The organism is Staphylococcus sp. ACRSN (assembly GCF_022346615.1).
In the GTDB taxonomy this organism is placed as follows: domain Bacteria; phylum Bacillota; class Bacilli; order Staphylococcales; family Staphylococcaceae; genus Staphylococcus.
Map to the genome: position 1 here is coordinate 121,271 of NZ_JAKRNS010000005.1, position 25,837 is coordinate 147,107.

Here is a 25,837-nt window from a genome sequence, read left to right on the forward strand (position 1 = left end):
TTGATTTTTTAAAGTAATAGTTAAAAAGAAACAGTAAATGAGCCTAGGTATTGCTACTTAGGCTCATTTTTTAATGAATAATTATAGAAATGTCTTTAATGAACGTGATTTTTCAAATCTCTCTTGATTAAGCGCTTCTAGCTTTACTGTTAATTTATCATCAATGTCATTTAACTCTTTTATTTTATTCCTAATTTCTTGTTGATAATTTTTAATATATATTTTACTTTCTTCAATTGTTAAGTTAGGAAATTTCGCTATTTCATTAGTACTGATGTTTAATTTTTTTAAATATTGAACCAATATTAACCAGTTAATATTTTCTTCCGTATATTGTCTATAATTATTTCTATTTCGAATTACGTTGGAAATTATGCCGATTTTTTCATAGTAACGAAGTGTGTCTTTTGAAAATCCAGTAAGTTCAATGACCTCTTTTGTAGAAAAAAATTTTGTCATCATTCATATAACCACCTTGCTATGGAGTTTGGTCCCTAGTATACAATGAAATTATTTAAAATACCAAGTATAAATTAGGAGGATAAAATTATGAATAAAATTGCAGTTATAACTGGTGGAACTTCTGGGGTAGGAAAAAAAACAGCTATTGATTTAGCCAAAAATAATATGACTATTTTATTAATTGGTCGAAATAAAGAAAAAGGAAAACAAGCGAAAGAAGAGATTATACAATTAACTGGAAATACTCAAGTAACTTTCTATTCTGTAGATTTAACATCTAAAGAAGATATTGATGTCTTTTCAAATAAATTACAATCAAAAATAGAAAGAGTAGATATTTTAGTGAATGCAGCAGGGGCTTTTTTAAAAAAAGAAGAACAAACCAAAAATGGATATAATAAAAATTTTGTCGTGAATTATTTAGGTCACTTTTGGCTCACTGAATCTTTGTTACCATTATTAAAACAATCTGAACAAGGCCGTATTCTGACTGTAGGAGGGCTACCAATGCTTATTAATAGAGGGAAAAAGAATTTTCCATCTTTTCAACAAATTTGTAGTAATCAAAGTAATATGATTATAGAAGCATTGACTGCTAAAGTATTATATACAAAAGCTTTATCAAGAAGATTAAGTGAAACATCAGTTACTGTGAATATATTCCATCCTGGTTTTGTCACTGATTCGAATTATGCTAGTCCTCATTCTTTCATAGGATCATTATCATACAAAATATTTGGTAAATTATTGGGTATGGTGTTTAATGTCTTTTCAGAAACAAATCCTAAGATTGGGTTGAAACTAGCATTGGACAAGAATTTATCAACAACAACAGGTAAATTTTTTAATGAAAAAGGCAAAATAATACAATTATCTAGTCAATATACAGAGGAGAAAATAAGAAGTATTGTGCAATTTAGCCAACGATTTTAATCATAGAATTAAATGATACTGGTATATTTTGTAGTTCGTGTTCAGCTAAATATAGAATGATTAAATTGAGGTGTAAATACTTAAAAGCACGACAAATGCTATCAGAATATAATAGCATTTGTCGTGCTTTTAAGATTTAAGAGGGAAGGCATAGTCAATTTAATAAATTAAATCAATAAGTAAGTACGTGAGTAAGGATAAACAAATAGAAGTAATAGTAACAGAAATTAAAGGTTTGAGTGCCCGGTGTCTTAAATCTTTTAAAGAAACATTGAGTCCTAAAGCGACCATTGCCATAAGTAAGCAAATGGTAGTTAGAACGTTAATAACATTCATAACTGCAACTGGAATATTTACATAGGTGTTTATGATTGCCATTAGTATAAACCCTATTAAAAAATAAGGTGTATTAATATGTTGTGATTGTTTATTGGATTTATCTTTAACTTTCATAATAAAAATCAATATAAGGCTTACAGGTATTAATAAAAATACACGTCCTAATTTACTTAATAAGGCAATTTTCAATGCTTGATCTCCAGAAAAATCTGCTGCTAATATGACATGTGCAATTTCATGAAGACTGGCACCAGACCAAGCGCCGTAACTTTGCGGAGATATTGAAAATATAGAATATATTAATGTGTAAGCTAATGAAAAAACTGTACCAATTAAAGCGATAATACCAATACTAATTGCGGTATCTTTCTCTTTTGTTTTTAGTATGGGCGTAACTGCTGCGATTGCTGCTGCACCACAAATCCCTGTTCCAATACCTAACAGTAAGGTAAGACTCTGGTCACCTTTGATGAAACGATTAATGAATAGAATGAATAATATGCTAAATACAATCACAACACAATCTATGATTAATAAATGACTACCATTGCCAATAACATCATTAATATTTAACTTTAGTCCATATAATATAATTGCTAATTTCAATAAACGCTTGGAAGAAAAAGTGATTCCTGAACGATATGCTTCGGGATAACCTTTTAATTGTCTAAAAATAATTGCGATGATAATAGCAATTGATAATGCACCAATCTTATTGATTATAGGTAAATGAGAACTTAATAGGCTTATGATAGCAATGAAAAAAGTAAATAAAAGTCCAAAATAAAAAGATTTGCTTTGTAGATTTTTCATATCAGTGTGCCCCCTTGTTTAAAAGTCTAGCACCAGATGATTATAACGTTAAATAAATATATTGAATTATATGTATAACAAATTTGTTATGATATAATTTTTACAAATCAATAGAGGTGATATTATGGATCCATATAAAGTGCTAACTGAAGTGGTAAAGGAACGAAGTTTCACAAAAGCAGCTGAAAATTTATATACATCTCAACCTTCTGTAAGTAGAGATATCAAGCGTTTGGAGAATAAATATGAGATAAAGGTATTTGAGTTTAATCATTCAAAAATGAGCTTAACAAATGATGGGAAAAAGCTGTTTCGATATGCATTACAGAGAGCTCAAATGGAAGCTGAACTTTGGCATGATTTAAAAGAGGAGCATAATAAAGTAGCTGGTGAACTAACAATTGGTAGTAGTTACACATACGGGGAATATAAACTATCACAACATTTAACAGATTTAGTAACATGCTATCCAGATTTACGTATTAATGTAAGATTAGATAATTCAGAAACGATGATTGAAAATATAAAAAATAATACAATTGATTTAGGGATAGTTGAAAAAGAAATTCAAGATCATATGATAAATACTTCACGAATTGCTAAAGATGAAATGGTTTTAATTCGGCGTAATATAAATGTAAGTAATGAAGATAGATGTTTTATTAGAGAACGAGGATCTGGAACCCGAGTATATCAAGAAATAGGTTTGTCCCAATTGAAATTAAATCCATATTTAGTAGAAATAAATAATACTACACTAATCAAACATATGGTACATGCAGGTAATGGCTTTGCAATTGTTTCAAAATCAACACTAACGCCTACAGATTATAAAATTTTAGATATAACCCCATTAAATATAGAGCGTTATTTTTATCTATTGACGCATAAAAATAAATATATTGATACTAATTTGAAAATTTTAATTGAGAATTTAGAGCATTCGTAAATGGTCGGATGTTAACTGTAATCTCACAAAATGATTGATTAATATACGACAGAAAATAGAAGTGAATTTTTAGTTATATTTATTAATAATGGAGGCGTGAAAATGGATTATAGATTATTAAAATATTTTAAGACTATTGCCGAAGAAAAGAGTATTTCACGTGCTGCGAGTGTATTACATATCACACAACCAACATTAAGTAGACAATTGAAAGCGTTCGAAGATGAACTAGGAACATCACTATTTTATAGAGAAAAAAAGGAACTACATTTAACGGATGCAGGACATTTTTTAAAAGATAGAGCTGATGAGATATTGCACTTAACAGAACAAACTGAAAAAGAATTTACTACACATAAAGAATTATTATTTAGTGGCCATATTTCAATTGGATGTGTAGAAGCTGATAATTCAGATACGCTTGCATTAATTCTTGAAGAGCTCGTTACAGATTATCCTCAAGTTACTTTTACGATTTTTAGTGGAACGAGTCATGATATTACAGATAAATTAGACAAGGGATTATTAGATTTAGCTATTTTATTAGAGCCTACAACAACCAATAAATATGAAAAAATCCGATTACCTAGAAAGGAGCAGTGGGGACTACTTGTTCCTGAAAAGTCAACGTTAGCGAATAAGTCATATGTTGAACCGATTGACTTAACTTTTTCACCACTATTGTGTTCCGGGAGAAAAGAGATTCAAAATATGTTGGAAGCATGGTCTGGGAATTATTTTAAAAATATTAAAATCATAGGAACGTATAATCTGATTTTTAATATTATACCGTTGGTTGATAATAAGGTGGCCAATGCATTAGCAATAAAAGGTTCAGGGACGGATTGGAATTCACAAGGCATCAAGTTTTTACCATTAAACCCACCGATTGAAACAGAGTGTATAGTTGCTTGGAAAAAGCAACGCGCATTAACACCTGTGGTACATGAATTCATTAAAAGAATGAAATATGCTTTTGAGGCATAAAAGTAAAACTATATAAGCATTGGTCAGAGATGAAAATGAGTCTTATGATAATAACTGTACATTAAATGAGTTGGTTTATTCATGTAAGTTATTATAAGGCTCATTTTTTAATTATATAAAGCATTTATTGGTAGGAGGTATTTGTGGTGAAAAAACAAATAGCCGGAAGAGATAATTTGGGTGAATTTGCACCTCAATTTGCTGAATTGAATGACGATGTATTATTTGGTGAAGTGTGGTCGAGAGAAGAAAAATTGTCATTACACCAAAGAAGTTTAATTACGTGTTCAAGTTTGTTAACGCAAGGCGCATTTCCTCAATTACGAGCACATATGAAAATAGCGAAAGAAAACGGAATAACAAAGGAAGAAATGGTTGAAGTTATAACACATTTGGCATTTTACAATGGGTGGCCTAGTGCATGGACCGCTTTTAATATTGCCCAGGAAATATATGAATCATAGTTTGATAAGTAATTCGGAGGAAAAAGAAATGGATATTGAAAAAGATATGATATTCGATATAGGAAAAAAGAATGAAACATTTGCTGAATATTTTATAGGGCAAAGTTATTTAAATATGCTATCAACTGAACGTGTTGTAGTTGGTAACGTAACCTTTGAACCAGCTTGTAGAAATAATTGGCATATTCACCATGGCGGTGGTCAAATTTTATTGATAACAGCAGGTGAAGGATACTATCAAGCATGGGGAGAGCCAGCTAAGAAACTTAAAGCAGGAGATGTAGTGAATATACCTCCAGAAGTGAAGCACTGGCATGGCGCAACACATGACAGTTGGTTTACTCATATTGCGATAGAAATTCCAGCTAAAAATGCATGGAATGAATGGTTAGAACCAGTATCTGATGAAGTTTATGAAAAATTATAAGTTATATTTATTGACCTAGAGCCCACTCTAAGGATTATGATACCAATATACAAAAAATGGAGGTTTTACTGATTATGGCAAATCAAAATGATAAAGTTATAGTTATTACAGGTGCTTCCAGCGGTATAGGCGAAGCAGCTGCATTATTATTAGCAGAGCAAGGAAATAAAATTGTATTAGCAGCTAGAAGAGAAGATAAATTAAAAGAAATAGTGAATAAAATCAAGTCACAAAACGGCGAGGCAATTTATCAAGTAACGGATGTGACTCAAATAGAAGAAGTAGAGCAACTAGCAAAATTAGCGCAAGACGAATTTGGTAGTATAGATGTTTGGATTAATAATGCTGGCTTAATGCCACATTCCGAATTTATTAAGAAGCGTATTGATGATTGGAATCAAATGATTGATGTAAATATCAAAGGTGTACTGAACGGCATTGCGGCTGGCTTACCTTATATGCGAGAGCAACAAAGTGGGCAATATATTAACATTTCGTCTGTAGCAGGACATCTTACACACCCTGGTGGCGGCGTCTATAGCGGTACAAAATATGCAGTTCGAGCAATTAGTGAAGCATTGAGACAAGAAGAAGCACAAGCACAAAGTAATATACGTGTGACAATTGTTTCTCCAGGTGCGATTGATACAGAATTACCAAATTCCGTGACTGATGATGAAAATAAACAAGGTATTGATCAGATGTATGACGCATTTGCTGTCAGTCCTGAAAGAATTGCAAAAACAATTGCGTTTGCGATTAATATGGACGAAGATACAGCAGTTAATGAATTTATTGTAAGACCTACAGCACAACAAGTTTAGAAATGATCAAGCGTACTTTATTATAAAATAAAGTACGCAATAGTTGTTTAAGTTACTATAGAACAAAACGCTTAAAAAGAAAGGTAAAACCGTATGCTGATATCAGAAGTTAGTGAAAAAATGAATATAAGTATAGATACATTGCGATACTATGAAAAAATTGGCATCATTCCTAAAATAAGCCGTTCATCCAGTGGTATTAGAAATTATAGTGAAGCAGATTTAAATTGGATTAATCTTGCTAAGTGTATGAGGAAATCTGGATTATCAATTGATGCCCTTTCGAAGTATATTGATTTATATCACCAAGGTGATGAAACAAAGGATACGAGACGTGACATTTTATATAAAGAAAGAGAAGCACTATTAAATAATATAGAACAAATGAAAGAAACTTTGACGCTGTTAAATACAAAAATTTCAATGTATGACACTGAAGAAGTTAATATGTTGGAGTCAGTACTCAACAATAATGAAGAAACTGAAATAACAATGAGAGGATGATAATAATGACAAATGTAACATTAAATAATGGCATTTCAATGCCACAATTGGGTTTTGGTGTATATCAAATTGAAAATTCAGATGAAGCAGTAAATAGTGTAAAGGCTGCACTAGCTAATGGGTATAGACATATTGATACTGCTGCAGCATATATGAACGAACGTGAAGTTGGTCAAGCAATTAAAGCATCGGGTGTACCGCGTGAAGAAATTTTTGTTACAACTAAACTTTGGGTTCAAGATGTAGGTTACGAAAATACGAAAAAAGCTTTTGAAAAATCATTGCAAAGATTAGACTTAGATTATATTGATTTATATTTAATCCATCAACCATATGGAGATGTACATGGCAGTTGGAAAGCGATGGAAGAATTGTATAAAGACGGTAAAATTAAAGCGATAGGTGTTTCTAATTTTTCAGAAGATCGTTTAATGGACCTCATTGCATTTAATGAAATTACGCCTGCTGTAAATCAAATTGAAGTTAACGTATTCCATCAACGTGATGATTTAGATCAGTTTAATAAATCACAAGGTGTTTATACAGAAGCTTGGGCACCATTTGCTGAAGGCAGAAACAACTTGTTTGAAAATGAAGTATTAATTGAAATTGGCGAGAAATATAATAAATCTGTGGCTCAAGTAATTTCAAGATGGCTAGTTCAAAGAGATATAATTGTGTTAGCAAAATCTGTTAAAGAAGAAAGAATTCGTCAAAATATTGATGTATTTGATTTTGAATTAACGGATGAAGATATGAAACGAATTACTGATTTGAATACAGATCAAAGTCAATTTTTTGACCATAAAGATCCTGAACGCATTAAAAACATTTCAAATGTGAAGTTTGATATTTAGTTTGTTCAAGTAACTGTTCAATATGTAAGTTAGAAATTATATAGCAATAAAGTGAGACGCCACATTAACTTGTGGCGTCTCCTTATTTATATATTTATAAATATTCATTGAAGAATAATTCTATACGGTTAAATGGTATTTTGTCTAAGTTGTCATATAAGTCGGTATGAACAGCATCAGCAACAATCATCAATGATTTATTGTCACCTGTTAAGTTACTGTACGCTGTTTCACTGAAATATCTTGAATGTGCACTATCACCGTGAACTAATAAAACAGCACTATTAATTTCATTAATATAGCTTAGTAAATGAGAATTTAAAAACGATAGAGGCATAGTGATGTTCCAACCGTTATTAGAGTTTAATGATCGGGAATGGTAGCCGCGTTTTGTCTTATAATAATTGTGATAGCCATTTACAAATTCTGGCGCATCATTTGGTAAAGGATCAACGATGCCACCATCTACTTCATAAGTATTATTAACAAAATCAGTGATACGTTGCTCGTTTAACGAACGACGTTTCTTGTCACGTTGTTCTGCACTGTCTTCTTCATCAAAGTAACCATTTGCATTTACACGCGTCATATCATACATCGTTAAAGTTACTGTTGCCTTTACACGTGTATCGATCGCAGCAGCACTCAATGCCATACCACCCCAACCACAAATTCCGATAAGACCGATTCTATTTGGATCAACCTTGTCATGAACTGATAAGAAATCAACTGCAGCTTGGAAATCTTCAGTATTGATGTCTGGAGAAGCTACATAGCGTGGAGTGCCACTACTTTCACCTGTATAAGAAGGATCAAAGGATATGGTTAGAAAGCCTCTTTCAGCCATTGTCTGTGCATATAGTCCTGAAGATTGTTCTTTTACAGCACCAAATGGACCACTAATTGCTAATGCTGGTAGTTTCTCTGAACTTATTTTTTGCGGCACGTATAAATCTGCAGCAATCAGTATACCGAATCGGTTTTTAAAAGTAACTTTCTGATGTTTTACATTTACGCTTTTTGGAAAAACTTTGTCCCAAGTATTTGTTAATTCTATTTTATCATTTGCCATATCTATGGTCTCCTTTGTAAATTTTAATTTTATAAATAGTGAATTTAGAGAAATACTATAACTGATAATAATTAATGATAGAATGAAAATCATTATATGTTAAATGCTTATATCGTAATATTAGATATGCTTAAAATGCATTATAAAAATTTAGAAGTGTTAATGAAAGTGTATTGGATTAATAGGAAGGTATTATTAAAGAGGTACCATGAAAAGTTCGTAAAATAACAAAAAACTAGTCATACATATTTTGTGAATGACTAGTTTGTGAGATGTGTATTATTTAGTTGCTTAAAAGGGCAGTTAATTCAGATTTAAATACAATGATGTCATTTTGATTATAGGTAGTGAGCGCAACTGTTAACAGTCCGTTTTCTTTTTTTATAGAATGCTTATTAGTAACTTCAGCTACAACGCGTAATGTATCGTTTGGGTAAACAGGTTTCGAAAATTTAACATTGTTCATTTGTGTACCTGCAACAACATCTTCACCATATTTTCCTGTTTCAACCCATAGTTTAAAAGATAATGACATGGTGTGCATACCAGAAGCAATAATGCCATTGAAGCGGCCTTCTGATGCTTTTTTCTTATCTATATGCATATATTGAGGATCGAATTCACTTGCAAATTTTATAATTTCGTCCTCGCTGATTTGATATGTTGCTGTCTTAAATGTATCGCCTATTGAAAAATCATCAAATTTCATATGTAAACTCACTTTCTAATATATTTCTATAAATTAAATTACTACTTATAGTTATACACTTAAAATGAAGGACCTTTCAATTCATACGATTAACAGTTTGAACTGAAATATAGGCAAATTGATATTTGTAATAATTGCTAAAGTTTTCTATTCAAGCTATGGAATAAGTAGTAAAATATGAAACATATAATTGTTTGAATTTTCTAAAAAGAGAGGGTTATATATGCATGTACTAATAGTAGGTAGCGGTATCAGTGGTTTGAGACTAGCAGATTTATTATCAAACTCTGATATTACATTTAATATGATAGAAGCACGTGACAGAATAGGTGGACGTATTTTAACAGAAATACCTTCGAGCGATAATTATTATGATTTAGGTCCAACTTGGTTTTGGCCAGAAAAGGAACCAAAAATTGTCAAACTAATAGAAGAATTAAAGTTATCAACGATAGAGCAATATAATAATGGGCAAAGTTTATTAGAATTGAATGACAACAAACCTGTAAAGTTTATTAAATCATCAGAACTTAACAGCTATTGTATGCGTATTGAAGGTGGTATTAATGCATTAGTACAAGCGATTTATCGAAGAATACCATCACTAGACATTGAACTTAACACACGTGCTAACGCTATAAAACATAATAAAAATCAAACATATACTATAACGGCAGTAAACAAATTGTCAGGAGAAGTAAAAAAATATGATGCAGATGCGGTCGTATTTACATTGCCACCGAGATTACTATTTGAGAATATTGACTTTACACCAGAGTTACCAGAAGAAGTGAAGGTGGATTTGTTAAATAAACCGACATGGATGGGTGCTCAAGCTAAAGCAATCATTACATATGAACAAGCATTTTGGAGAATAGATGGATTATCTGGCAATGCAATCAGTTGGCAAGGCCCGTTACGAGAAATTTATGATGTGTCAACGCCGAATGGTGATAGTGCTCTGTTTGGGTTCTTTGGTATGACACCAGCGGACAGAAGTAGAGAAACGGAAGCAAGCATTGAGGACAAGGTAATTAGTCAATTAGTGAGATTATTTGGTGAACAAGCAAGAGATTATAAAGCTTTTTACTATAAAGACTGGTCTCAAGACAAAAATACGGTGACATCAGGAGATACATTAAATATTGAAAGCTTTCCTACTTATGGACAACCGCCAGCTTACTTGGATAACGTATACTTCGCAGGGACTGAGTATGATACCAATAATGGAGGGCATCTTGAGGGGGCGTTAGCTTCTGCAGAATATGCATTCAACAATTTAACAAAGTGATATATGTCTAAGTTAAAAATAAGTTATAATGATTTGAACTTTTACAATTGAAATGATTGTGTAATTGTATTAATATGTGTGTTTGTGTTGAAAAAAATAATAAATAGCGTATGAAATTGAACTTTTTAGTTATTAGCTAAGAAGTTCTTTTTATGTGAAAAAGCATAGTAAATAATAGTCATATATAACTTAAAAATATAAAGAAAGTGAGGCTTGTGAAGATGGTCTATAGAATTCATTTAAAAAATATTTGTTTTTGTATTTTGGGAACTTTTCTTATCGCAATAGGGATCAATGCGTTTGTAATTGCTTCTAATTTAGGTGAAGGTGGTACGGTCGGTATATCTTTAATATTAAAATACACTTTAGGTTGGTCTCCAGCGCTTACATCATTAATTATTAATGTAATTCTGATTATGGTTGGTTGGAAATTTCTAAGTAAAACGACAGCAGTTTATACGTTGATTACAGTTGTATCTAGTTCGCTGTTTATTGGTCTAACTGAACATTTGACATTAAATGTAGATTCGGACTTTATTAATACAGTGTTTTCTGGTGTATTGATTGGTATTGGATCAGGATTTGTAATATCAGCACGAAGTACACTCGGTGGTACATCGGTTATTGCAAAAATAATTAATAAATATTCAGAGATTAAAACTTCTCAAGCCTTATTTATTTTAGATACTTTAATTGTAGTGTCATTTTTATTAGTGTTACCAGTACAAAATGTACTTTATACAATCGTAATGTTGTTTATTGTAGAGAAAAGTATGACCTTTGTGATTGAAGGATTTAATCCGAAAAAGGCAATTACGATTATGTCTGCTTATAATGCGAAAATCAGCCGTCAAATTAATGAGGATACGGGCCGGGGGTCTACATTACTAAATGGTGAAGGCGGATATGGCCAGCAAGAAAGTAAGATATTATATGTTGTTGTACCTCAAAATCAATTATCGCAAATTAAAAAAATTGTTAATATTTATGATGAAAATGCATTTCTAGTGATTCATGATGTGAGGGATGTCTTAGGGAATGGTTTCATGAAAGTTCAATAATAAAACTCTAAAATAAAAAATAGAAACAGAGCTAATCCAACGTTATTACGGATTAGCTCTGTTTTTTTATGAATAGATAATGATGTTTTAAACTTTAAATCTGCATCGTTTTATAATTTAGAAATAATTAATTATTGATTGACTAAAGTATTGAAGTTTTCAAGACGTTTCGCTTTTTCAGCGTCACTAATATCATGTTTTTTTACATAGCGATTGTTATCATGAGCAGCACATTCATGAGAACAAGCACCTAAATAACGTGCTTCATTTTCTTCTGACACTAAAATTTGTTTGTTACATTCTGGGTTACTACAATTAATGTAGCGTTCGCAAGGTGTGCCATCAAACCATTCTTTACCTACAATTGTTTTTTCTACATGGTTTACATCAACACTAATTCTTTCATCGAAGACATACATTTTACCGTCCCATAATTCACCTTGTACTTCAGGATCTTTACCATAAGTGGCAATACCACCTTCAAGTTGTGCTACGTCTTCAAATCCTTCTTTTAATAAGAAACCTGAAAATTTCTCGCAACGAATGCCGCCAGTACAATAAGTAACAATTTTTTTATCCATGAATTGCTCTTTATTTTCTTTAATCCAGTCAGGTAGATCTCTAAATCTTGTAATGTTTGGTCGTACTGCACCACGGAAATGACCTAAGTCATATTCGTAGTCGTTTCTAGCATCAATTACGATTGTATCATCCTCTAACAAAGCATTTTTAAATTCTTTTGGTGATAAATACTTACCAGTTAATTCATTAGGATTTACATCATCTTCCAAATCTAAAGCAACAATTTCATTTCTTGCACGTACGTGCATTTTTTTGAAAGCATGTGCCTCTGCTTCGTCTACTTTAAAAGTAATACCTTCAAAAAGTGGGTCTGCTTTTAAAGTTTCCATATATTTGTCAGTTGCTGCGATTGTACCAGACACTGTGCCATTAATACCTTCGCCTGACACTAAGATACGGCCTTTTAATTCTAAATCTTTACAAAAATCTAAATGCTCAGTTGCAAATGTTTCGGGGTCTTCAATGGTTGTATATTTATAATATAATAATACTCTGTAATCCATTTTACATGCTCCTTCTATTTATTTTTTCTTATCAATTTATATTAAGATCAGCTTGAATTGAAATTAATTTGATTTATAAAGTATTGAAATGGCTTTTTTAGTGCAAAAGCTAATACAATGTTATTGATTTGTGTAAAAACACAAAATTCTCCTCAATATATTGTAACAAAAAAGGTGTATTATTCAATTCAAAAATTTTGAAAAGTGTAAAGTATTATTCTGAACCAATTTAATTTGGACAATATTTTTTAATAAAACAATAAACAAAAACCATTCAATATATTGTAGTGTGGCTATTTTGCACTTTGGTTTCTCGTTGACATTTTTTGAGCAAAATTACATAATAGGTTAAGAATATAATTATCCGAATATTCAAAACATTAAAGTTTGGAATGATGTATTGTGCAAACTACACGAGATATATGCAATACGTACACAAGTTTAAAGGAGATTGACATATTTAAGGTTGAACAATTGGCTAATCATTTACAAGATATAGCGAATTTAAATCATGCATTTGTTTTTATTGATTGCCCATCCACGGAACCGGATCACTATATTGTGGTAGCAGAAGCCAGACCAAAATATGACGATGCGTTATATCAAACTTCTGTGTTGACTCAAAATGTCTATAAAAAATTTGAACCAGCAGTATTTAAAACAATAGAGACAGGTATTCCAGTATATCAACATCGTGCTGTTTCTCAAGAGGGAAAAGTGGTTGAACAAAATGTGACACCTATATCTGTTAATGAGTCGATTGTTGGGGCATTAATTATGGAAAAAGATGTTAGCGATACAGTATTGGAAGAAGATAAACTTAAGGCATTAACTGAGGCGACTGATACTTTGAGTAGGATCGTGTCGCAATCAAATGAAAGTCGTATCGGTTTTCCAGATATGATTGAAGAAAGTATTTTTAATATTGATTATGATTTAAATATTCGTTATTACAATTTAACTGCAGATGAATTAGTGAAAAACGCTTTGGAGGTCAATTGTAAAACAGGAATCTCATTTATTGAACTTTTTCCGTGTATTGAAAACATGCTTACGGACGGACAAATTATTACAATAGAAGAAAGAGAAATAAACGGTTATTATTTTCGAGTTAAATGTATTAGATTATTTGAACATAATGTAGTAACGGGTCACTTAATTTTAATGCAAGATATTACGGATTTAAAACAAAAAGAAAAAGAAGTAATTTCTAAATCAGTAGCTATTCGAGAGGTTCATCACCGAGTGAAAAATAATTTGCAAACTGTTGCGAGTTTATTAAGACTTCAAATGCGAAGGGGCTTACCTGAAGAAAGCAAAGGGCATTTTCAAGAAAGCTTAAATCGAATATTGAGTATTGCATCAGTATACGAAGTGATATTAGACGAATCTCATACAGATAAAGTAAATATAGGAAAACTAATTAAAAAAATTGGTAATATGCTCATATATAATGAAACTTCAGAAACATGTGATATACATATCTCGTACCATATAAATCAAAAGATTTTACTACCTTCTAACATAGCAGTTTCATTAGCTTTGATAGCGAATGAATTGATATCTAATTGCGTAAAACATGCATTTAATCATCAGAGCGAAGGTAATATTGAAATGAAATTAATTTATGAATCATATAAAAATGAAATGATATTAGTGGTACAAGATGATGGTAAAGGGGAACAGAAATATAAAGAATCATTTGGTCTCAATATTATTAATACCATAGCTGAAAATGATCTGGAGGGATCGTTTAAAATTGAAAGAAATCGAATTGGCACTATAGGACAAATTAATTTTCAATACAAGGGGAGCAATTGTTATGAAGAAAATTATGGTGGTTGAAGACGAATCGATTGTGCGTCTCGATATTGTCGAGATGTTAAAATCAGCGAATTATGATGTTGTTTCGGCAGTGAGTAATGGTGAAAAAGCAATAGAAGCTACAGCAGAGCGCATGCCTGACTTAATTATTATGGACATTAAAATGCCGAAGTTAAACGGTTTGAAGGCGAGTAAAATTATTAGTAAAAAATATGATATACCAATATTGATATTATCAGCATACAGTCAAAGTGAATTTGTAAATGAAGCAAAACAATCAAATATTGTAGGCTATATTGTGAAGCCGATAGCTGAAGCACAACTATTGCCAGCAGTAGAGATTGCATTGTCACAGTCAAATCGTATGAATGCTTTGAAACAAGAAGTTACACAATCTTACAAGCAAATCGAAAATCGAAAGCTTATTGAACGTGCAAAAGGTCTTATCATGCAAAGATTAAGCATCTCTGAAGAGGCGGCGTATCAAAGGTTGAGGAAATTGAGCATGGATAATCAGATAGAAATTGAAAAAGTAGCAATGAAAGTTATTAAACAATTAGAATCATAGTATTGTATTGATACAAGTGAATATATAAGAGCAAAGATGCTTATTTGTTAGAACAAATAGGCATCTTTTTGTGCATTTGGAGTATGAAACAAAGGGGTGGAGTATATGGAACATATAGGTACGATAATTATATATATTATTATGATTTGTGCAGTTCTAGGCGCTTTCGGGGCAATCAAAGATGCCCAACATGGTATAGGTAAAGAATTTATGGAAGGTATTTATACGATTGGTCCTATTTTTGCTAATTCAGCAGGTATTATGGCCTCAATACCATTTATTTCTAAATTTATTGAACATGTGTTTGGACCGATGTTTGATAAAATTGGGGCGGATCCAGCAATTGCTGCAACATCAATATTGGCTACAGATATGGGTGGATACCAATTGGCAGATGTTTTAAAGGAAAGTTATGAAGGATGGATAATGGCAATGATTGTTGGCTTTATGGCTGGAGCAACAATTGTATTTACAATACCATTAGGCTTACCGATGCTTGATAAACGAGATCATAAGTATATGGCATTAGGTATTCTTTCAGGTTTGTTAGCAATACCGTTTGGAGCCTTTGTTTCAACTGCTATTATGTTATTTAGTCATATGAAAGTTAGGACATTTGTAGGTACGACTGGTGCCGCAACGCATGTCTTTTCAATCAGTTTTACTTCAGTATTTTTAAATTTATTGCCTTTGATTATTTTCGTAGTTATTACGGCAATAGGACTATATTTCTTTTCAGATTTGATGATTAAACTTTTTATCATTTTTGGAAAAATATTGGATACTTGTATAAAACTTGTCTTTGTATTTTCTGTTGTACAGATATTTACAGGTTTTTTCACAAATGTTTTTGGTGTATGGGGATTTGATCCGATTATGGCTGATAAGGAAGACAACTTTAGAGCGTTAGAAAATGCAGGGAATATTGCGATAATGCTATCAGGTGCATTTCCTATGGTTTATTTAATTAGAAAATATTTTTCTAATGGATTAACACAAGTTGGAGGAAAGATTGGATTAAGTGAAGCGGGAAGTGCCGGAATTATTGCCACGATCGCAAATATACTTGCAATGTTTAAATTAATTAAAGATATGCCTCCGAAAGATAAAGTCATTAATATATCTTTTGGCGTTAGTTCTGCATTTTTATTAGGTGACCATTTATCTTATACTGCAAATTTTCAACCGTCATTGATTCCGGCGGTGCTAATCGGAAAATTGAGTGCCGGTATACTGTCTATCTTATTTGCGTATATTTTATGTTTAACAAAAGCGAAGAAATTAGAAAGAATTGATCGACAAACCGGTATTATTGGTTTAGATGAGTACAAAAATAATTAGGCTTTCATTATAGTCATTCAATGAGATGGATTTTAGTATAGGTTAATATGCTAAAATCTGTTTTTAAATTTTCAGATAGATGAATTCAATTCTGAAATTTAGAAATAAGACGTCGGGCAGTTTCATTACGTAAAAATAAGCTGGACATGAATTGTGTCTCAGCTTATTTTTAGAATCAAGGTCATCCCAGATTAGTTAGGATAGCGCATGATTTAAGAACAATGAATTGTCGTTATTTAATGTATAACCCTTATGAGCATGGATAAGATGAACTGTTAAAAGTAGTTAGCTGTTATTCCACCATCGACATTAATATTGGCACCATTAGTCCAATCAGCTTCATCCGAAGCTAAGTACAGTGCACAGTTCACAATATCTTCAGGCTTTCCAAAGCGTCCAGAAGGTTGTCTTCCTAACCGAACTTTTTTAGCGTCTTCATCAGAAACAAGCCATTCCATTAAGAGCGGTGTTTCTATAGGTCCAGGACTGATTGCATTAGTACGTATGCCTTTTGGTCTAAATTGGATAGCGAGTGATTTTGTAAGTGATACTACGGCTCCCTTAGAAGCGGTGTACGCGTCTTGTGGCACGGAGCACCCCATTTCTGCAACGAAAGATGCGATATTAATAATTGAGCCACTATTATTTTTTTCCATTTCAGGAATAACATATTTTGTCATAAAGAAGATGCCTTTAACATTAATATTCATGACTAAATCCCATATTTCTTCACTTGTATTGACTACTGAATTGTCTGCTTCTGGCATTACACCTGCGTTATTATATAACACATCAATTTTGCCATAAGTTTGAACGGTATCTACTACGGCTTGCTTTACATCATTTTCATTAGCGATATCGACTTGGAAGAAAGAAGCCTGTCCACCGTCTTGAAGAATTTCATCTACTGTGTTTTTACCAGCCTGACTATCTCTTTCGAACACCGCTATTTTTCCGCCTTCTTTTGCAAATCGTTTCGCAGCTTCTTTACCCATACCGCCACCAGCACCTGTTATTATACAAACTTTATTTTCTAATCTCATAGTCATTTCCTCCATATCGTTATTAGCTTTGTTCGAAATATCTAGAACGCTCCCATGTTGTAACGTAAGAATCAAAGTCATTCTGTTCTGATTGTGCAGCATGCAAATAGTGTTGAGCCACATCTTCACCTAATACCTCTTTGACTACGTCACTTTCTTTCCAAGTGATAATTGCTTCGTGTAATGAGGAAGGAATACGTTCTATTGAATCTTGGTTATAAGCATTTCCTTTTAATTCTTCAGGTAAGGATAGTTTATGTTCTATGCCATATAAACCAGCACCAATTAGTGCAGAATATGCTAAATAAGGATTCATATCGGCACCAGATATACGAGATTCAAAACGTAATGCATTACCGCAACCAACCATACGATAACCAGCAGAACGATTATCTCTACTCCATGCAATACTTACTGGAGCCCATGAATTAGGTGCGAATCGTTTATACGAGTTAACATAAGGTGCAAACATTAACGCGAAATCTCGTGTATATTTGATAATACCTGCTAAAAAATGTTTCATCGTATCCGATATTGGATTTTCAGCATGATCACCAGCATAAAATGCATTGTTATGAGTCCCTTTTTCCATCATACTAAGGTGAATATGGCCGCTTGACCCTGTCCATTCTGCATAAGGTTTAGCCATAAAAGTAACTGCTTTGTCATTTTGGATACATATTTCTTTCATCCCATGTTTAAACATCAAATGTTGGTCTGCAGCTTTTAAAGCATCCGAATATTTTAAATTGATTTCGTGTTGTCCTTTATAGGCTTCACCTTTAGATGATTCAATTGTAATGCCCATCAAATGCATTTGTTTACGTATCTCTTGATAAATAGGTTCATTTTTAGATCCTTGTAAAAGGTTATAATCTTCGTTTAAATGACCAGCAGGTTCCAACTTACTGTAGCCTTTTTTATCTATATTTGAGAATGAATCATTAAATAAATAAAATTCTAATTCGCTAGCCATATGAGGAGATAAGCCATAATTTTCGGCTTTTTTAATTTGTTCTTTTAATATATTTCTTGGTGCAATTTTAATTTGTTCTTCACCGTCTACTGTATAGACATCACAGAATACTAAAGCAGTTTTATCTAGCCAAGGAACTACTTTTAAAGTATTCCAATCAGGTTTGGCTAAATAATCACCATAGCCTTTATCCCAATTCATATATTCATAGCCATCGTCTGTATCCATTTCGAAATTAGTGCCTAATAAATAATTACAAAAATGTGTACCTTCTGAAATATCATTTTCTAAAATAAAATCACCAGTAATACGTTTGCCCATTAGGCGACCTTGCATATCACAAAATCCAAGGACAACTGTATCGATTGCTTCGTTTTTAACAAGATCTAGTAATTTCTCCTTAGAAATACTTCCAGTTACATTATTATTATTACTATTTGTTTCATGAATTTCATTAATCATAATATCTAGCCCCTTTAGCAATTATTCTTGTAATGATAATGAGATATATTTCAATTCTAGGAAACCTTCTAATCCATGATGTCCACCTTCGCGTCCCATACCGCTTTCTTTAATGCCACCGAATGGAGCCTGTGGAACACTAAGCTGTGTACCATTTACTCCGATCATACCGAATTCTAATTCTTCACTCATTTTATATATTGTGTTGATATTATTTGAAAAGAAGTAAGCAGCTAAGCCAAATTGAGATGAATTAGCAATTCCTATCGCTTCATCTATTGTTTTAAATGTAATGATAGGTGCTACTGGTCCGAAAATTTCATCTTGTGCAATAGCCATTGTATGTTGCACATTAGTAATGACAGTAGGTTGATAGAATAACCCATGGCTTGAAATAGGTAATTTATGGCCGCCAACTTTTATGGTCGCTCCATTTTTTGTTGCATCTTCAACTAGCTGCTCGACTTTATCAACTGCGCTTTTATTGATTAATGGACCAACTTGAACACCTTCATCTGTACCTATGCCAACTTTTAATTGTTGTACTCTAGTTATGATTTTTTCAGTTATTGCATCTTTGATGTCTTCATGTACAAGTACAGTATTGATGCCATTACACATTTGCCCTGTATTTTCAAATTTATTTTCCACAATAGCATCGGCTGCACTATCTAAATTAGCGTCGGGTAAGACAATTGTTGGAGCATTGCCACCGAGCTCTAGTGAAATTCTTTTAACTTGATCTGCAGCTTGTTTCATCAAGGTTTTACCAATAGCAGTTGAACCAGTAAATGAGATTTTACGTACATTTGGATTACTAAATAATGTGTTTGAAATCATAGATGAATTTCCTGTCACGATATTCGCTACACCATTGTCTATATCTGTATTCATTAATTCATCAAATATTGCGATTGCAATACGTGGCGTTTCACTTGAAGGTTTTACAATAACTGTACAGCCAGCTGCTAAAGCAGGTGCAACTTTACGCGCAATCATTGCACCTGGGAAATTCCATGGTGTAATTAAACCGCAGACACCAACAGGTTGCTTAATTACTGAAATACGCTGCTGAGTTGAAGAAGGTGGTATGATTTCTCCGTAGATGCGTTTACCTTCTTCGGCATTCCAGCGAATAAATTTTGCACATACACCAATTTCTCCATATGCTTCAGCGTAGGGTTTGCCCTGTTCTTCACTCATGATCTGTGCGAGATAATCTTGCTTAGTTAATAGATTTTTTGCCCATTGTTCTAAAATATTGGCGCGGTATTCTGCAGTGTAGTTAGACCAAATCTTAAATGATCTGTATGCTGCTTGAATTGCATCATTAACGTCGCTTTCAGATGTTTTTGGTACTTCTCCAATCAGTTCACCTGTCGCTGGATTGGTTACAGAAATAGATTCATTTGAAGTGATTTTATTTCCGTTAATCCAATTATGATTATAATTATCGTCCATATAAAAATCCTCCTTTGAATATAAAAAAGAAGCTCATACAACACGACATGAATCGGCGTTTGTATAAGCTTCTTTGCTTTATATGTATTTACTTGTAAAAATAAAAATACTCTCATGAGACAGTTTGTCTCTCAAGTTGATTAAATATTACTAAATTTTCAAAACCTTGTCAATTTTCAGACAATAAATTATACTGTGTGAAAATTCAACCCTTGAAGGAGGGACTATTTATGTCAAAAACTTTAGACTTATTGAAAGATTTGATTTCGTATAATAGTTCGAATAAAGAAACAGCTAATGAGACAATTATGTACTGTTATGAATGGTTAAAAAAAGAACAACTAGAACCTCAAATATTGACCAATGATGGTTATAAAATGTTGTTGTGTGAAGTCGGAGAAGGAAAGCATAAATTAATATTAAATGGGCATGTGGACGTAGTAAGTGGTAAAGACCATCAATTTATTCCTCAAGTGAAAGATGGAAAGGTCTATGGTAGAGGAGCTGCAGATATGAAATCAGGTGTAAGTGCAATGATGGTGGCGATGAGAGAGTTGAGAGATGTAGATTTAGGTGACACAACGGTTCAATTGCAACTTGTATCGGATGAAGAAATTGGCGGTAAACATTGTGCAGCATACTTAACAGAAGAAGGTTATTTAGGAGATTTTGTTGTTTGTGGTGAAGCAACACAGATGGGGATAGGGTTTCAAGCGAAGGGAATATTACAGTTTGATATTACTTTAACAGGCGAATCTGCGCATAGCAGTAGACCATGGGAAGGTGTAAACGCAATTGCTAAAGCATTAAGGTTACACGAAGCGATATTAGACTTACCATTTGCGAAGGCGTCTACAGAAATATATGCACAGCCGTCCATAAATTTAGCTAAAATAGCAGGTGGTGACGTCTACAATAAGGTACCGGATACTTGTGAAGTATCGTATGATATTCGTTATTTACCTTCACAAGACTATGAGGAGATACTATCTCAAGTTAGAAGTGTTACGGATGGTGAAATTAAGGTCCATTTGGTAGGTCCTTCAGTTCAGAATGATGTTGATCATCCGCATATACTCAACTTGGTACGCTCGATTAAGAAGACTATAGATGTTGAAGATGTAGCTGTTTTTGGTCAACACGGATTTGCAGATACAAGATATTTTTCTAGGTTCGAGGTTCCAGCTATTGAGTTTGGACCCACAGGTGCTGAATGGCATGGGGATGGTGAATATGTTGAAATAGAATCTATTGATGCATATAAAGCTATTTTAGTGCAATTTTCCAAAGACTTTGATAAGTAATAATCATTGGTTAATTTGTTATTAATTTAATAGTAAATTACACTAAGTATATTACTGTCAATGTCATTAATAAGGTAGACGATTTTTAAATTAAAAAATTTAGATATGAAGTTTAGTTAAAGGTTAATCATACTTAACGGAGGGGATGTAAATTTTTGGATGATAAAATTTATGTCCACCTCTCATATTTTTCAGACAAAGTCATATAGAAATAGAGAAGGTAGTGTTAATAGATGGAAACAATATATTTAGCAGGTGGTTGTCTTTGGGGTGTCCAAGCTTATATAAAGACATTGCCAGGTGTGATTGAAACTGAAGCAGGAAGGGCTAATGGAACTACAAATAACTTAGATGGTGCTTATGATGGATATGCAGAATGCGTGAAAACAGTATTTAATCCAGAATTAACAAGTGTATCTCAATTAATTTCTCAGTTGTTTGAAGTTATTGATCCTTATAGCGTTAATCAACAAGGTAATGATGTAGGGCCAAAATACAGAACAGGTATTTACAGTGAAAATCAACAACATTTAAATGTGGCAACTCACTTTATCGAACGTAGGGAAGACAAAGAAAAAATTGTGGTTGAAGTCTTACCTTTAAGTAATTATGTTAAAAGTGCAGAGGTACATCAAGATAGATTAGAAAAATATCAAGACGACTATTGTCACATTCCAACGTATTTATTAAATAAATATAAACAGTGAAAGTGACATAACGCGGATAAAAAATTATTTTTTAAAAATATTTGTGAAACCTTGACATCTAAAATAGATGCGCGTATTATTTGTGAATGTACATGGGGTGTACTAATAGAAAAAGGATACACCCATAATAAATTTAATAGTAATTAAAGTATATCCAATATAAACTACCCACAATATTGGGTATCATTTTGCCTCGATAGTACATGGGGTGTACAATTTTAAAAAAGGAAGGTTCAAAATATGTTCAATGAGTTCAAATTTATATTTAGAAATAAGATGTTAATTGTATCCCTTGTGTCAATTGCATTAGTTTCATTATTATACGTTGCCCTTTTCGTAGGTTCTATATGGGATCCATATGATAAGACAGATCAGCTGAAAATTTCAGTCGTCAATCAGGATGAATCAGCGAAAATGAATGGTAAAAAAGTAACAGTCGGCGATGATTTAGTCGATAAATTAAAAGACAATGATAATTTTAAATTCCAAGAAGTTTCGGAAGATAAAGCACAAAAAGAGTTAAACAAAGGTAAAAGTGCTGGAACAATCATCATTCCTAAAAATGCGTCTCATAATACAACAACATTATTAGATAAGCATCCTAAGAAAATTAAGTTAGAAACGCAAGTTAACCCTGGTTCAAGTTATACTGAAAGTCAAACTGCACAAAAAGCACTTGATAAAGTTACAACAACACTTAAAGAAGATATTCGTTCTAAATATTTAAATCAATTGTTTGCAGGAACTAAAAAATCGCAGTCTGGTTACCAAGATACATCAGATGCGCTTGGTAAAATGTCAGATTCAGAATCTCAATTGATTAGTGGTAATCAACAAGTTACAGATGGCTTGAAACAATTAGAACCAGCTGTAGGTCAACCTGCACAGCAACTAGAGTCTGGAAATCAACAAGTTACAGATGGTTTAAATCAATTAAAAGCGAATAACGATAAATTGAAACAACAAATTGACAGTTCAATTTCACAACAAGAAGATAAATCATTTGAAAGTAAAAATGAAAAGGCATTGAATAAAGTAACTAAAATAGACGAAAACAATCCAACTGAAGCGGATAAATATGGTGAAACAATTGTGCCTTATATGGCGAGTGTCAGTTTATTTGTAGTAGCAGTATCATTTAGTGCTATCTACCCACTAAGAAAAACATTAGACAGAGATGTACTATCAATTAAACAAGCAATAGGTAAGTTATTACTATATATTGTACAAGGTTCATTAGCAGCTTTATTTATGAGTTGTTGGGTAATCTTCGTGTTTGATATGTCTATTGATAACATTGGTCAATTTTTAATAACAGGTATTTTATGGGCAATTGCAGCAATCACGATTACGACATTCTTAGGATTATTCTTAGATAGAATTGGTTTATTCTTATCTATGATTTTGCTAATCTTACAACTGAGTGCGAGTGAAGGTATGTTCCCAATCGAAATGTCTGCTAAATTCTTTAGATGGATTCACCCATTCTCACCAATGACTTATGCTATTCAAGGTTATAGAGAAGCGATATTTACGAATGCAGGACACTTTAATTTTACATTTGTAGTTGGCGTATTAGTCGGAATTATTGTAGTAATGATGTTATTGCAATACTTAATTCTACTATGGTTTAATAAACGAGACAGACTACCATTTTCAATGCAATTTAAATAAGCATTGAATTTAAGGGGAGAAATAAATGGAACATGTAGATAGCAAAATTGAAGAGGCTATTACAAAATTTCAAACTGTTATGCTAAGGTTGAATAAAGAAATTGTCGAAGTAGTGAAAGAAACGGGAGTTAGTAATCTGCTTTCAAGGGAACAAATTGAAGCGATGAGAATAATTCACACAGAAGGCAAGGTAACAATTAACGAACTTGCAGCATTGCAAAATATATTTAAGACGGCTGCTTCAAAGCGAATAGGGAAATTAGAAGAAATGGGCTATGTTCAGAGAGCATATTCTGATAATAAGCGAATCAAATTGATTCAATTAAGTGAAGAGGGTGCAACCTTTTTACAAGAAGCAACATCAAAGATGGCTAAAGCTGTAAAAGAACGTATAGGCGATAAGTTTACTTTGGAAGAGGTAGAACACTTTGTCGATCAACTATATATGATTGAGAATGCGTTTAGTGAGAATAAGCGTAAAGCATAGCCTGTTTATAGACTGGCCATTAGATTTAAATATAATCTAATGGCTTTTCTTATACTTTAAAGGGTATAGAAATATAACTAAGAAGTTTAACAAATTGTTATCGTGATTAATTGGAAGGTAGCTATAATATTGATTTTTCAACGAGATATGAAATAGACTTATAGTTAAGAGATTAGTATACTTATATTGACAAATTTTTGTTATTTAAATAGATTTTACTTTGCGTTTTGTCTTATTTTAAATTAGTTAAATAATCAAGCAGGAGGTGCTTAAAATGAAAAGAACAGTAGAAAAAGTCCTCGCTTGGATCGGTGTTGCGTTACAAATTATTGGTGTTTTAGCGATAGGGTTAATGATTCCATTTATGGGCAACAATGAATTCAAGCAATCGGCTATTCAAGCTATGCAACAAGAAGATGCAACCATCTCAACGACTAATGCTACTGATGGTATAAATATGATATTAGGCTTGTTGGGATTTGGATTAGCATACGGAATCGTAGTGCTAATAATTAGTTTAATTGGTGCGATATTAATTGGAAAAAAAGCTAAAGTAGCAGCAATTTTATTAATTATTGCAGGTGTTTTATCATTATTAGGTAATTGGATCAACGTAATTCTTTGGATTGTAGCGGGTATTATGTTACTTGTTAGAAAGCCAAATACGAACAACGATACTAATAATGCAGCAACGACAAACTTTAAAGATGATTTGTCATCATTCGATTCATTAAATAAGAAAGATTCAAATAATGACTATAAATATTAATAAATTTTTCTCAAATGCAATAGAAATATAAACTAGATCAGTTAATTTGAAATATTGACATGATTTTGATGTATATATTAAGTGACTTTAGAGCAATAAATGGGCTATGATTAATTTATTCATTGTGATATTACTCAATGAAACAGTGGGGGAAATGTTTAAAGCGATGTTGTCGATAAAGTATCGAACAATAAATAGAAACATCGTCTTTTATATAAATCATTACACAGTTTTAAATGAGGTGAGACAGATGATGGTATTAGTAATGCTATCACCCCTTTTAGTAGTTGGCTTCATCGTGATGGCAATTTTAGAAGAAAAAAAGAGAAACCGTAAAAAATAAAATACGGATAATATATGAAAGTGGCTGCTTTTAGAACTAAATTTACAGTTCTTAAGCAGCTTTTTTATATTAATTTAAATATATCAATGTATGAAGAACTA

At 32.2% G+C, this 25,837-nt stretch carries 26 protein-coding genes and 1 pseudogene; 19 read left to right on the forward strand and 8 right to left on the reverse strand.

What is annotated here, in order from left to right; translation table 11 throughout:
- Positions 1-81 precede the first annotated feature (81 nt).
- A complete protein-coding gene (locus tag MHZ36_RS06505; protein WP_239230433.1) occupies positions 82-462 on the reverse strand; it encodes a MerR family transcriptional regulator in 381 nt (126 codons plus the stop codon).
- A gap of 87 nt (positions 463-549) precedes the next feature.
- On the opposite strand from MHZ36_RS06505, the gene MHZ36_RS06510 reads away from it, so the two are divergent.
- On the forward strand, positions 550-1,395 hold the full coding sequence (locus MHZ36_RS06510; RefSeq protein WP_239230435.1) for an SDR family NAD(P)-dependent oxidoreductase: 846 nt from the start codon (positions 550-552) through the stop codon (positions 1,393-1,395).
- A 159-nt stretch (positions 1,396-1,554) separates the two neighbouring features.
- Here the strand turns inward: MHZ36_RS06510 and MHZ36_RS06515 are convergent, their stop codons facing one another.
- The gene (locus tag MHZ36_RS06515) at positions 1,555-2,547 is read right to left on the reverse strand and encodes a YeiH family protein (RefSeq protein ID WP_239230437.1); all 993 of its coding nucleotides are present in this window, start codon (positions 2,545-2,547) and stop codon (positions 1,555-1,557) included.
- Positions 2,548-2,671: 124 nt separating this feature from the next.
- Here MHZ36_RS06515 and MHZ36_RS06520 point away from each other — a divergent pair, with 124 nt between their 5' ends.
- From MHZ36_RS06520 to MHZ36_RS06550, 7 genes are all read left to right on the forward strand, one after another.
- On the forward strand, positions 2,672-3,496 hold the full coding sequence (locus MHZ36_RS06520) for a LysR substrate-binding domain-containing protein (protein WP_239230438.1): 825 nt from the start codon (positions 2,672-2,674) through the stop codon (positions 3,494-3,496).
- 102 nt (positions 3,497-3,598) lie between these two features.
- Positions 3,599-4,483, forward strand: a complete 885-nt coding sequence (locus tag MHZ36_RS06525; protein WP_239230440.1) for a LysR family transcriptional regulator — start codon at positions 3,599-3,601, stop codon at positions 4,481-4,483.
- A gap of 143 nt (positions 4,484-4,626) precedes the next feature.
- Positions 4,627-4,947 (forward strand): carboxymuconolactone decarboxylase family protein, encoded by a 321-nt coding sequence (locus MHZ36_RS06530; RefSeq protein ID WP_239230442.1) that lies wholly within the window; start codon positions 4,627-4,629, stop codon positions 4,945-4,947.
- Between the two features lie 28 nt (positions 4,948-4,975).
- Positions 4,976-5,374, forward strand: a complete 399-nt coding sequence (locus MHZ36_RS06535; RefSeq protein ID WP_239230444.1) for a cupin domain-containing protein — start codon at positions 4,976-4,978, stop codon at positions 5,372-5,374.
- A gap of 74 nt (positions 5,375-5,448) precedes the next feature.
- Complete coding sequence (locus MHZ36_RS06540; protein WP_239230446.1) at positions 5,449-6,198, forward strand: SDR family oxidoreductase; 750 nt, start codon at positions 5,449-5,451, stop codon at positions 6,196-6,198.
- A gap of 93 nt (positions 6,199-6,291) precedes the next feature.
- The gene (locus MHZ36_RS06545; protein WP_275432153.1) at positions 6,292-6,702 is read left to right on the forward strand and encodes a MerR family transcriptional regulator; all 411 of its coding nucleotides are present in this window, start codon (positions 6,292-6,294) and stop codon (positions 6,700-6,702) included.
- A 5-nt stretch (positions 6,703-6,707) separates the two neighbouring features.
- Positions 6,708-7,559: an aldo/keto reductase gene (locus MHZ36_RS06550; protein ID WP_239230450.1), complete on the forward strand. Its 852-nt coding sequence runs from the start codon at positions 6,708-6,710 to the stop codon at positions 7,557-7,559.
- 94 nt (positions 7,560-7,653) lie between these two features.
- On the opposite strand, the gene MHZ36_RS06555 is transcribed toward MHZ36_RS06550, so the two are convergent.
- Together MHZ36_RS06555 and MHZ36_RS06560 are read right to left on the reverse strand one after the other, a co-directional pair.
- Positions 7,654-8,631, reverse strand: coding sequence for an alpha/beta hydrolase (locus MHZ36_RS06555; protein ID WP_239230452.1), 978 nt, complete (start codon positions 8,629-8,631; stop codon positions 7,654-7,656).
- 283 nt (positions 8,632-8,914) lie between these two features.
- Positions 8,915-9,340: a MaoC family dehydratase gene (locus MHZ36_RS06560; protein ID WP_239230454.1), complete on the reverse strand. Its 426-nt coding sequence runs from the start codon at positions 9,338-9,340 to the stop codon at positions 8,915-8,917.
- Positions 9,341-9,563: 223 nt separating this feature from the next.
- On the opposite strand from MHZ36_RS06560, the gene MHZ36_RS06565 reads away from it, so the two are divergent.
- Positions 9,564-10,631, forward strand: a complete 1,068-nt coding sequence (locus MHZ36_RS06565) for a flavin monoamine oxidase family protein (RefSeq protein ID WP_239230455.1) — start codon at positions 9,564-9,566, stop codon at positions 10,629-10,631.
- 221 nt (positions 10,632-10,852) lie between these two features.
- On the forward strand, positions 10,853-11,692 hold the full coding sequence (locus MHZ36_RS06570; RefSeq protein ID WP_239230457.1) for a YitT family protein: 840 nt from the start codon (positions 10,853-10,855) through the stop codon (positions 11,690-11,692).
- Between the two features lie 131 nt (positions 11,693-11,823).
- Here the strand turns inward: MHZ36_RS06570 and trhO are convergent, their stop codons facing one another.
- Entirely contained in the window at positions 11,824-12,777 is a 954-nt protein-coding gene (trhO, locus tag MHZ36_RS06575; RefSeq protein ID WP_239230459.1) for an oxygen-dependent tRNA uridine(34) hydroxylase TrhO, read from the reverse strand.
- A gap of 402 nt (positions 12,778-13,179) precedes the next feature.
- On the opposite strand from trhO, the gene MHZ36_RS14380 reads away from it, so the two are divergent.
- The 3 genes from MHZ36_RS14380 to eutH all read left to right on the forward strand — a co-directional run bounded on the left by MHZ36_RS14380 (position 13,180) and on the right by eutH (position 16,510).
- The gene (locus MHZ36_RS14380) at positions 13,180-14,622 is read left to right on the forward strand and encodes a sensor histidine kinase (protein WP_343237202.1); all 1,443 of its coding nucleotides are present in this window, start codon (positions 13,180-13,182) and stop codon (positions 14,620-14,622) included.
- Positions 14,600-15,169: an ANTAR domain-containing response regulator gene (locus tag MHZ36_RS06585; protein ID WP_239230463.1), complete on the forward strand. Its 570-nt coding sequence runs from the start codon at positions 14,600-14,602 to the stop codon at positions 15,167-15,169. The genes MHZ36_RS14380 and MHZ36_RS06585 overlap by 23 nt, the downstream gene beginning before the upstream one ends.
- Positions 15,170-15,274: 105 nt before the next feature.
- Positions 15,275-16,510 (forward strand): ethanolamine utilization protein EutH, encoded by a 1,236-nt coding sequence (gene eutH / locus MHZ36_RS06590; RefSeq protein ID WP_239230465.1) that lies wholly within the window; start codon positions 15,275-15,277, stop codon positions 16,508-16,510.
- Between the two features lie 275 nt (positions 16,511-16,785).
- Here the strand turns inward: eutH and MHZ36_RS06595 are convergent, their stop codons facing one another.
- The 3 genes from MHZ36_RS06595 to MHZ36_RS06605 are packed head-to-tail and all read right to left on the reverse strand — an operon-like array spanning position 16,786 to position 20,452.
- Positions 16,786-17,553: an SDR family NAD(P)-dependent oxidoreductase gene (locus MHZ36_RS06595; protein WP_239230467.1), complete on the reverse strand. Its 768-nt coding sequence runs from the start codon at positions 17,551-17,553 to the stop codon at positions 16,786-16,788.
- A 22-nt stretch (positions 17,554-17,575) separates the two neighbouring features.
- Entirely contained in the window at positions 17,576-18,991 is a 1,416-nt protein-coding gene (locus MHZ36_RS06600) for a glutamine synthetase family protein (protein ID WP_239230469.1), read from the reverse strand.
- A gap of 21 nt (positions 18,992-19,012) precedes the next feature.
- The gene (locus MHZ36_RS06605) at positions 19,013-20,452 is read right to left on the reverse strand and encodes an NAD-dependent succinate-semialdehyde dehydrogenase (RefSeq protein WP_239230471.1); all 1,440 of its coding nucleotides are present in this window, start codon (positions 20,450-20,452) and stop codon (positions 19,013-19,015) included.
- A gap of 230 nt (positions 20,453-20,682) precedes the next feature.
- Between MHZ36_RS06605 and MHZ36_RS06610 the strand changes: the two genes are divergently transcribed.
- The 6 genes and pseudogenes from MHZ36_RS06610 to MHZ36_RS06635 all read left to right on the forward strand — a co-directional run.
- Positions 20,683-21,756 carry a M20 family metallopeptidase gene (locus MHZ36_RS06610; protein WP_239230473.1) on the forward strand — a complete coding sequence of 358 codons (1,074 nt, stop codon included), beginning with the start codon at positions 20,683-20,685 and terminating at the stop codon, positions 21,754-21,756.
- Between the two features lie 233 nt (positions 21,757-21,989).
- Positions 21,990-22,463 (forward strand): peptide-methionine (S)-S-oxide reductase, encoded by a 474-nt coding sequence (locus MHZ36_RS06615; RefSeq protein WP_239230475.1) that lies wholly within the window; start codon positions 21,990-21,992, stop codon positions 22,461-22,463.
- Positions 22,464-22,703: 240 nt separating this feature from the next.
- Positions 22,704-24,137 (forward strand): YhgE/Pip family protein, encoded by a 1,434-nt coding sequence (locus MHZ36_RS06620; protein WP_239230477.1) that lies wholly within the window; start codon positions 22,704-22,706, stop codon positions 24,135-24,137.
- 25 nt (positions 24,138-24,162) lie between these two features.
- On the forward strand, positions 24,163-24,624 hold the full coding sequence (locus MHZ36_RS06625) for a MarR family winged helix-turn-helix transcriptional regulator (protein ID WP_239230479.1): 462 nt from the start codon (positions 24,163-24,165) through the stop codon (positions 24,622-24,624).
- A 274-nt stretch (positions 24,625-24,898) separates the two neighbouring features.
- Positions 24,899-25,393 (forward strand): DUF4064 domain-containing protein, encoded by a 495-nt coding sequence (locus tag MHZ36_RS06630; protein ID WP_239230481.1) that lies wholly within the window; start codon positions 24,899-24,901, stop codon positions 25,391-25,393.
- A gap of 253 nt (positions 25,394-25,646) precedes the next feature.
- Positions 25,647-25,733: pseudogene (locus MHZ36_RS06635) on the forward strand (hypothetical protein); the annotation flags it as partial.
- Between the last annotated feature and the right edge of the window lie 104 nt (positions 25,734-25,837).

What these genes read in the sequence shown, in the direction of transcription:
- MHZ36_RS06505 (WP_239230433.1), bottom strand. Translation starts at nt 462, where the DNA reads ATGATGACAAAATTTTTTTCTACAAAAGAGGTCATTGAACTTACTGGA.
- MHZ36_RS06510 (WP_239230435.1), top strand. Translation starts at nt 550, where the DNA reads ATGAATAAAATTGCAGTTATAACTGGTGGAACTTCTGGGGTAGGAAAA.
- MHZ36_RS06555 (WP_239230452.1), bottom strand. Translation starts at nt 8,631, where the DNA reads ATGGCAAATGATAAAATAGAATTAACAAATACTTGGGACAAAGTTTTT.
- MHZ36_RS06550 (WP_239230450.1), top strand. Translation starts at nt 6,708, where the DNA reads ATGACAAATGTAACATTAAATAATGGCATTTCAATGCCACAATTGGGT.
- trhO (WP_239230459.1), bottom strand. Translation starts at nt 12,777, where the DNA reads ATGGATTACAGAGTATTATTATATTATAAATATACAACCATTGAAGAC.
- MHZ36_RS06600 (WP_239230469.1), bottom strand. Translation starts at nt 18,991, where the DNA reads ATGATTAATGAAATTCATGAAACAAATAGTAATAATAATAATGTAACT.
- MHZ36_RS06595 (WP_239230467.1), bottom strand. Translation starts at nt 17,553, where the DNA reads ATGAGATTAGAAAATAAAGTTTGTATAATAACAGGTGCTGGTGGCGGT.
- MHZ36_RS06610 (WP_239230473.1), top strand. Translation starts at nt 20,683, where the DNA reads ATGTCAAAAACTTTAGACTTATTGAAAGATTTGATTTCGTATAATAGT.
- MHZ36_RS06615 (WP_239230475.1), top strand. Translation starts at nt 21,990, where the DNA reads ATGGAAACAATATATTTAGCAGGTGGTTGTCTTTGGGGTGTCCAAGCT.
- MHZ36_RS06515 (WP_239230437.1), bottom strand. Translation starts at nt 2,547, where the DNA reads ATGAAAAATCTACAAAGCAAATCTTTTTATTTTGGACTTTTATTTACT.
- MHZ36_RS06520 (WP_239230438.1), top strand. Translation starts at nt 2,672, where the DNA reads ATGGATCCATATAAAGTGCTAACTGAAGTGGTAAAGGAACGAAGTTTC.
- MHZ36_RS06540 (WP_239230446.1), top strand. Translation starts at nt 5,449, where the DNA reads ATGGCAAATCAAAATGATAAAGTTATAGTTATTACAGGTGCTTCCAGC.
- MHZ36_RS06545 (WP_275432153.1), top strand. Translation starts at nt 6,292, where the DNA reads ATGCTGATATCAGAAGTTAGTGAAAAAATGAATATAAGTATAGATACA.
- MHZ36_RS06560 (WP_239230454.1), bottom strand. Translation starts at nt 9,340, where the DNA reads ATGAAATTTGATGATTTTTCAATAGGCGATACATTTAAGACAGCAACA.
- eutH (WP_239230465.1), top strand. Translation starts at nt 15,275, where the DNA reads ATGGAACATATAGGTACGATAATTATATATATTATTATGATTTGTGCA.
- MHZ36_RS06525 (WP_239230440.1), top strand. Translation starts at nt 3,599, where the DNA reads ATGGATTATAGATTATTAAAATATTTTAAGACTATTGCCGAAGAAAAG.
- MHZ36_RS06535 (WP_239230444.1), top strand. Translation starts at nt 4,976, where the DNA reads ATGGATATTGAAAAAGATATGATATTCGATATAGGAAAAAAGAATGAA.
- MHZ36_RS06625 (WP_239230479.1), top strand. Translation starts at nt 24,163, where the DNA reads ATGGAACATGTAGATAGCAAAATTGAAGAGGCTATTACAAAATTTCAA.
- MHZ36_RS06620 (WP_239230477.1), top strand. Translation starts at nt 22,704, where the DNA reads ATGTTCAATGAGTTCAAATTTATATTTAGAAATAAGATGTTAATTGTA.
- MHZ36_RS06570 (WP_239230457.1), top strand. Translation starts at nt 10,853, where the DNA reads ATGGTCTATAGAATTCATTTAAAAAATATTTGTTTTTGTATTTTGGGA.
- MHZ36_RS06605 (WP_239230471.1), bottom strand. Translation starts at nt 20,452, where the DNA reads ATGGACGATAATTATAATCATAATTGGATTAACGGAAATAAAATCACT.
- MHZ36_RS06585 (WP_239230463.1), top strand. Translation starts at nt 14,600, where the DNA reads ATGAAGAAAATTATGGTGGTTGAAGACGAATCGATTGTGCGTCTCGAT.
- MHZ36_RS06565 (WP_239230455.1), top strand. Translation starts at nt 9,564, where the DNA reads ATGCATGTACTAATAGTAGGTAGCGGTATCAGTGGTTTGAGACTAGCA.
- MHZ36_RS06630 (WP_239230481.1), top strand. Translation starts at nt 24,899, where the DNA reads ATGAAAAGAACAGTAGAAAAAGTCCTCGCTTGGATCGGTGTTGCGTTA.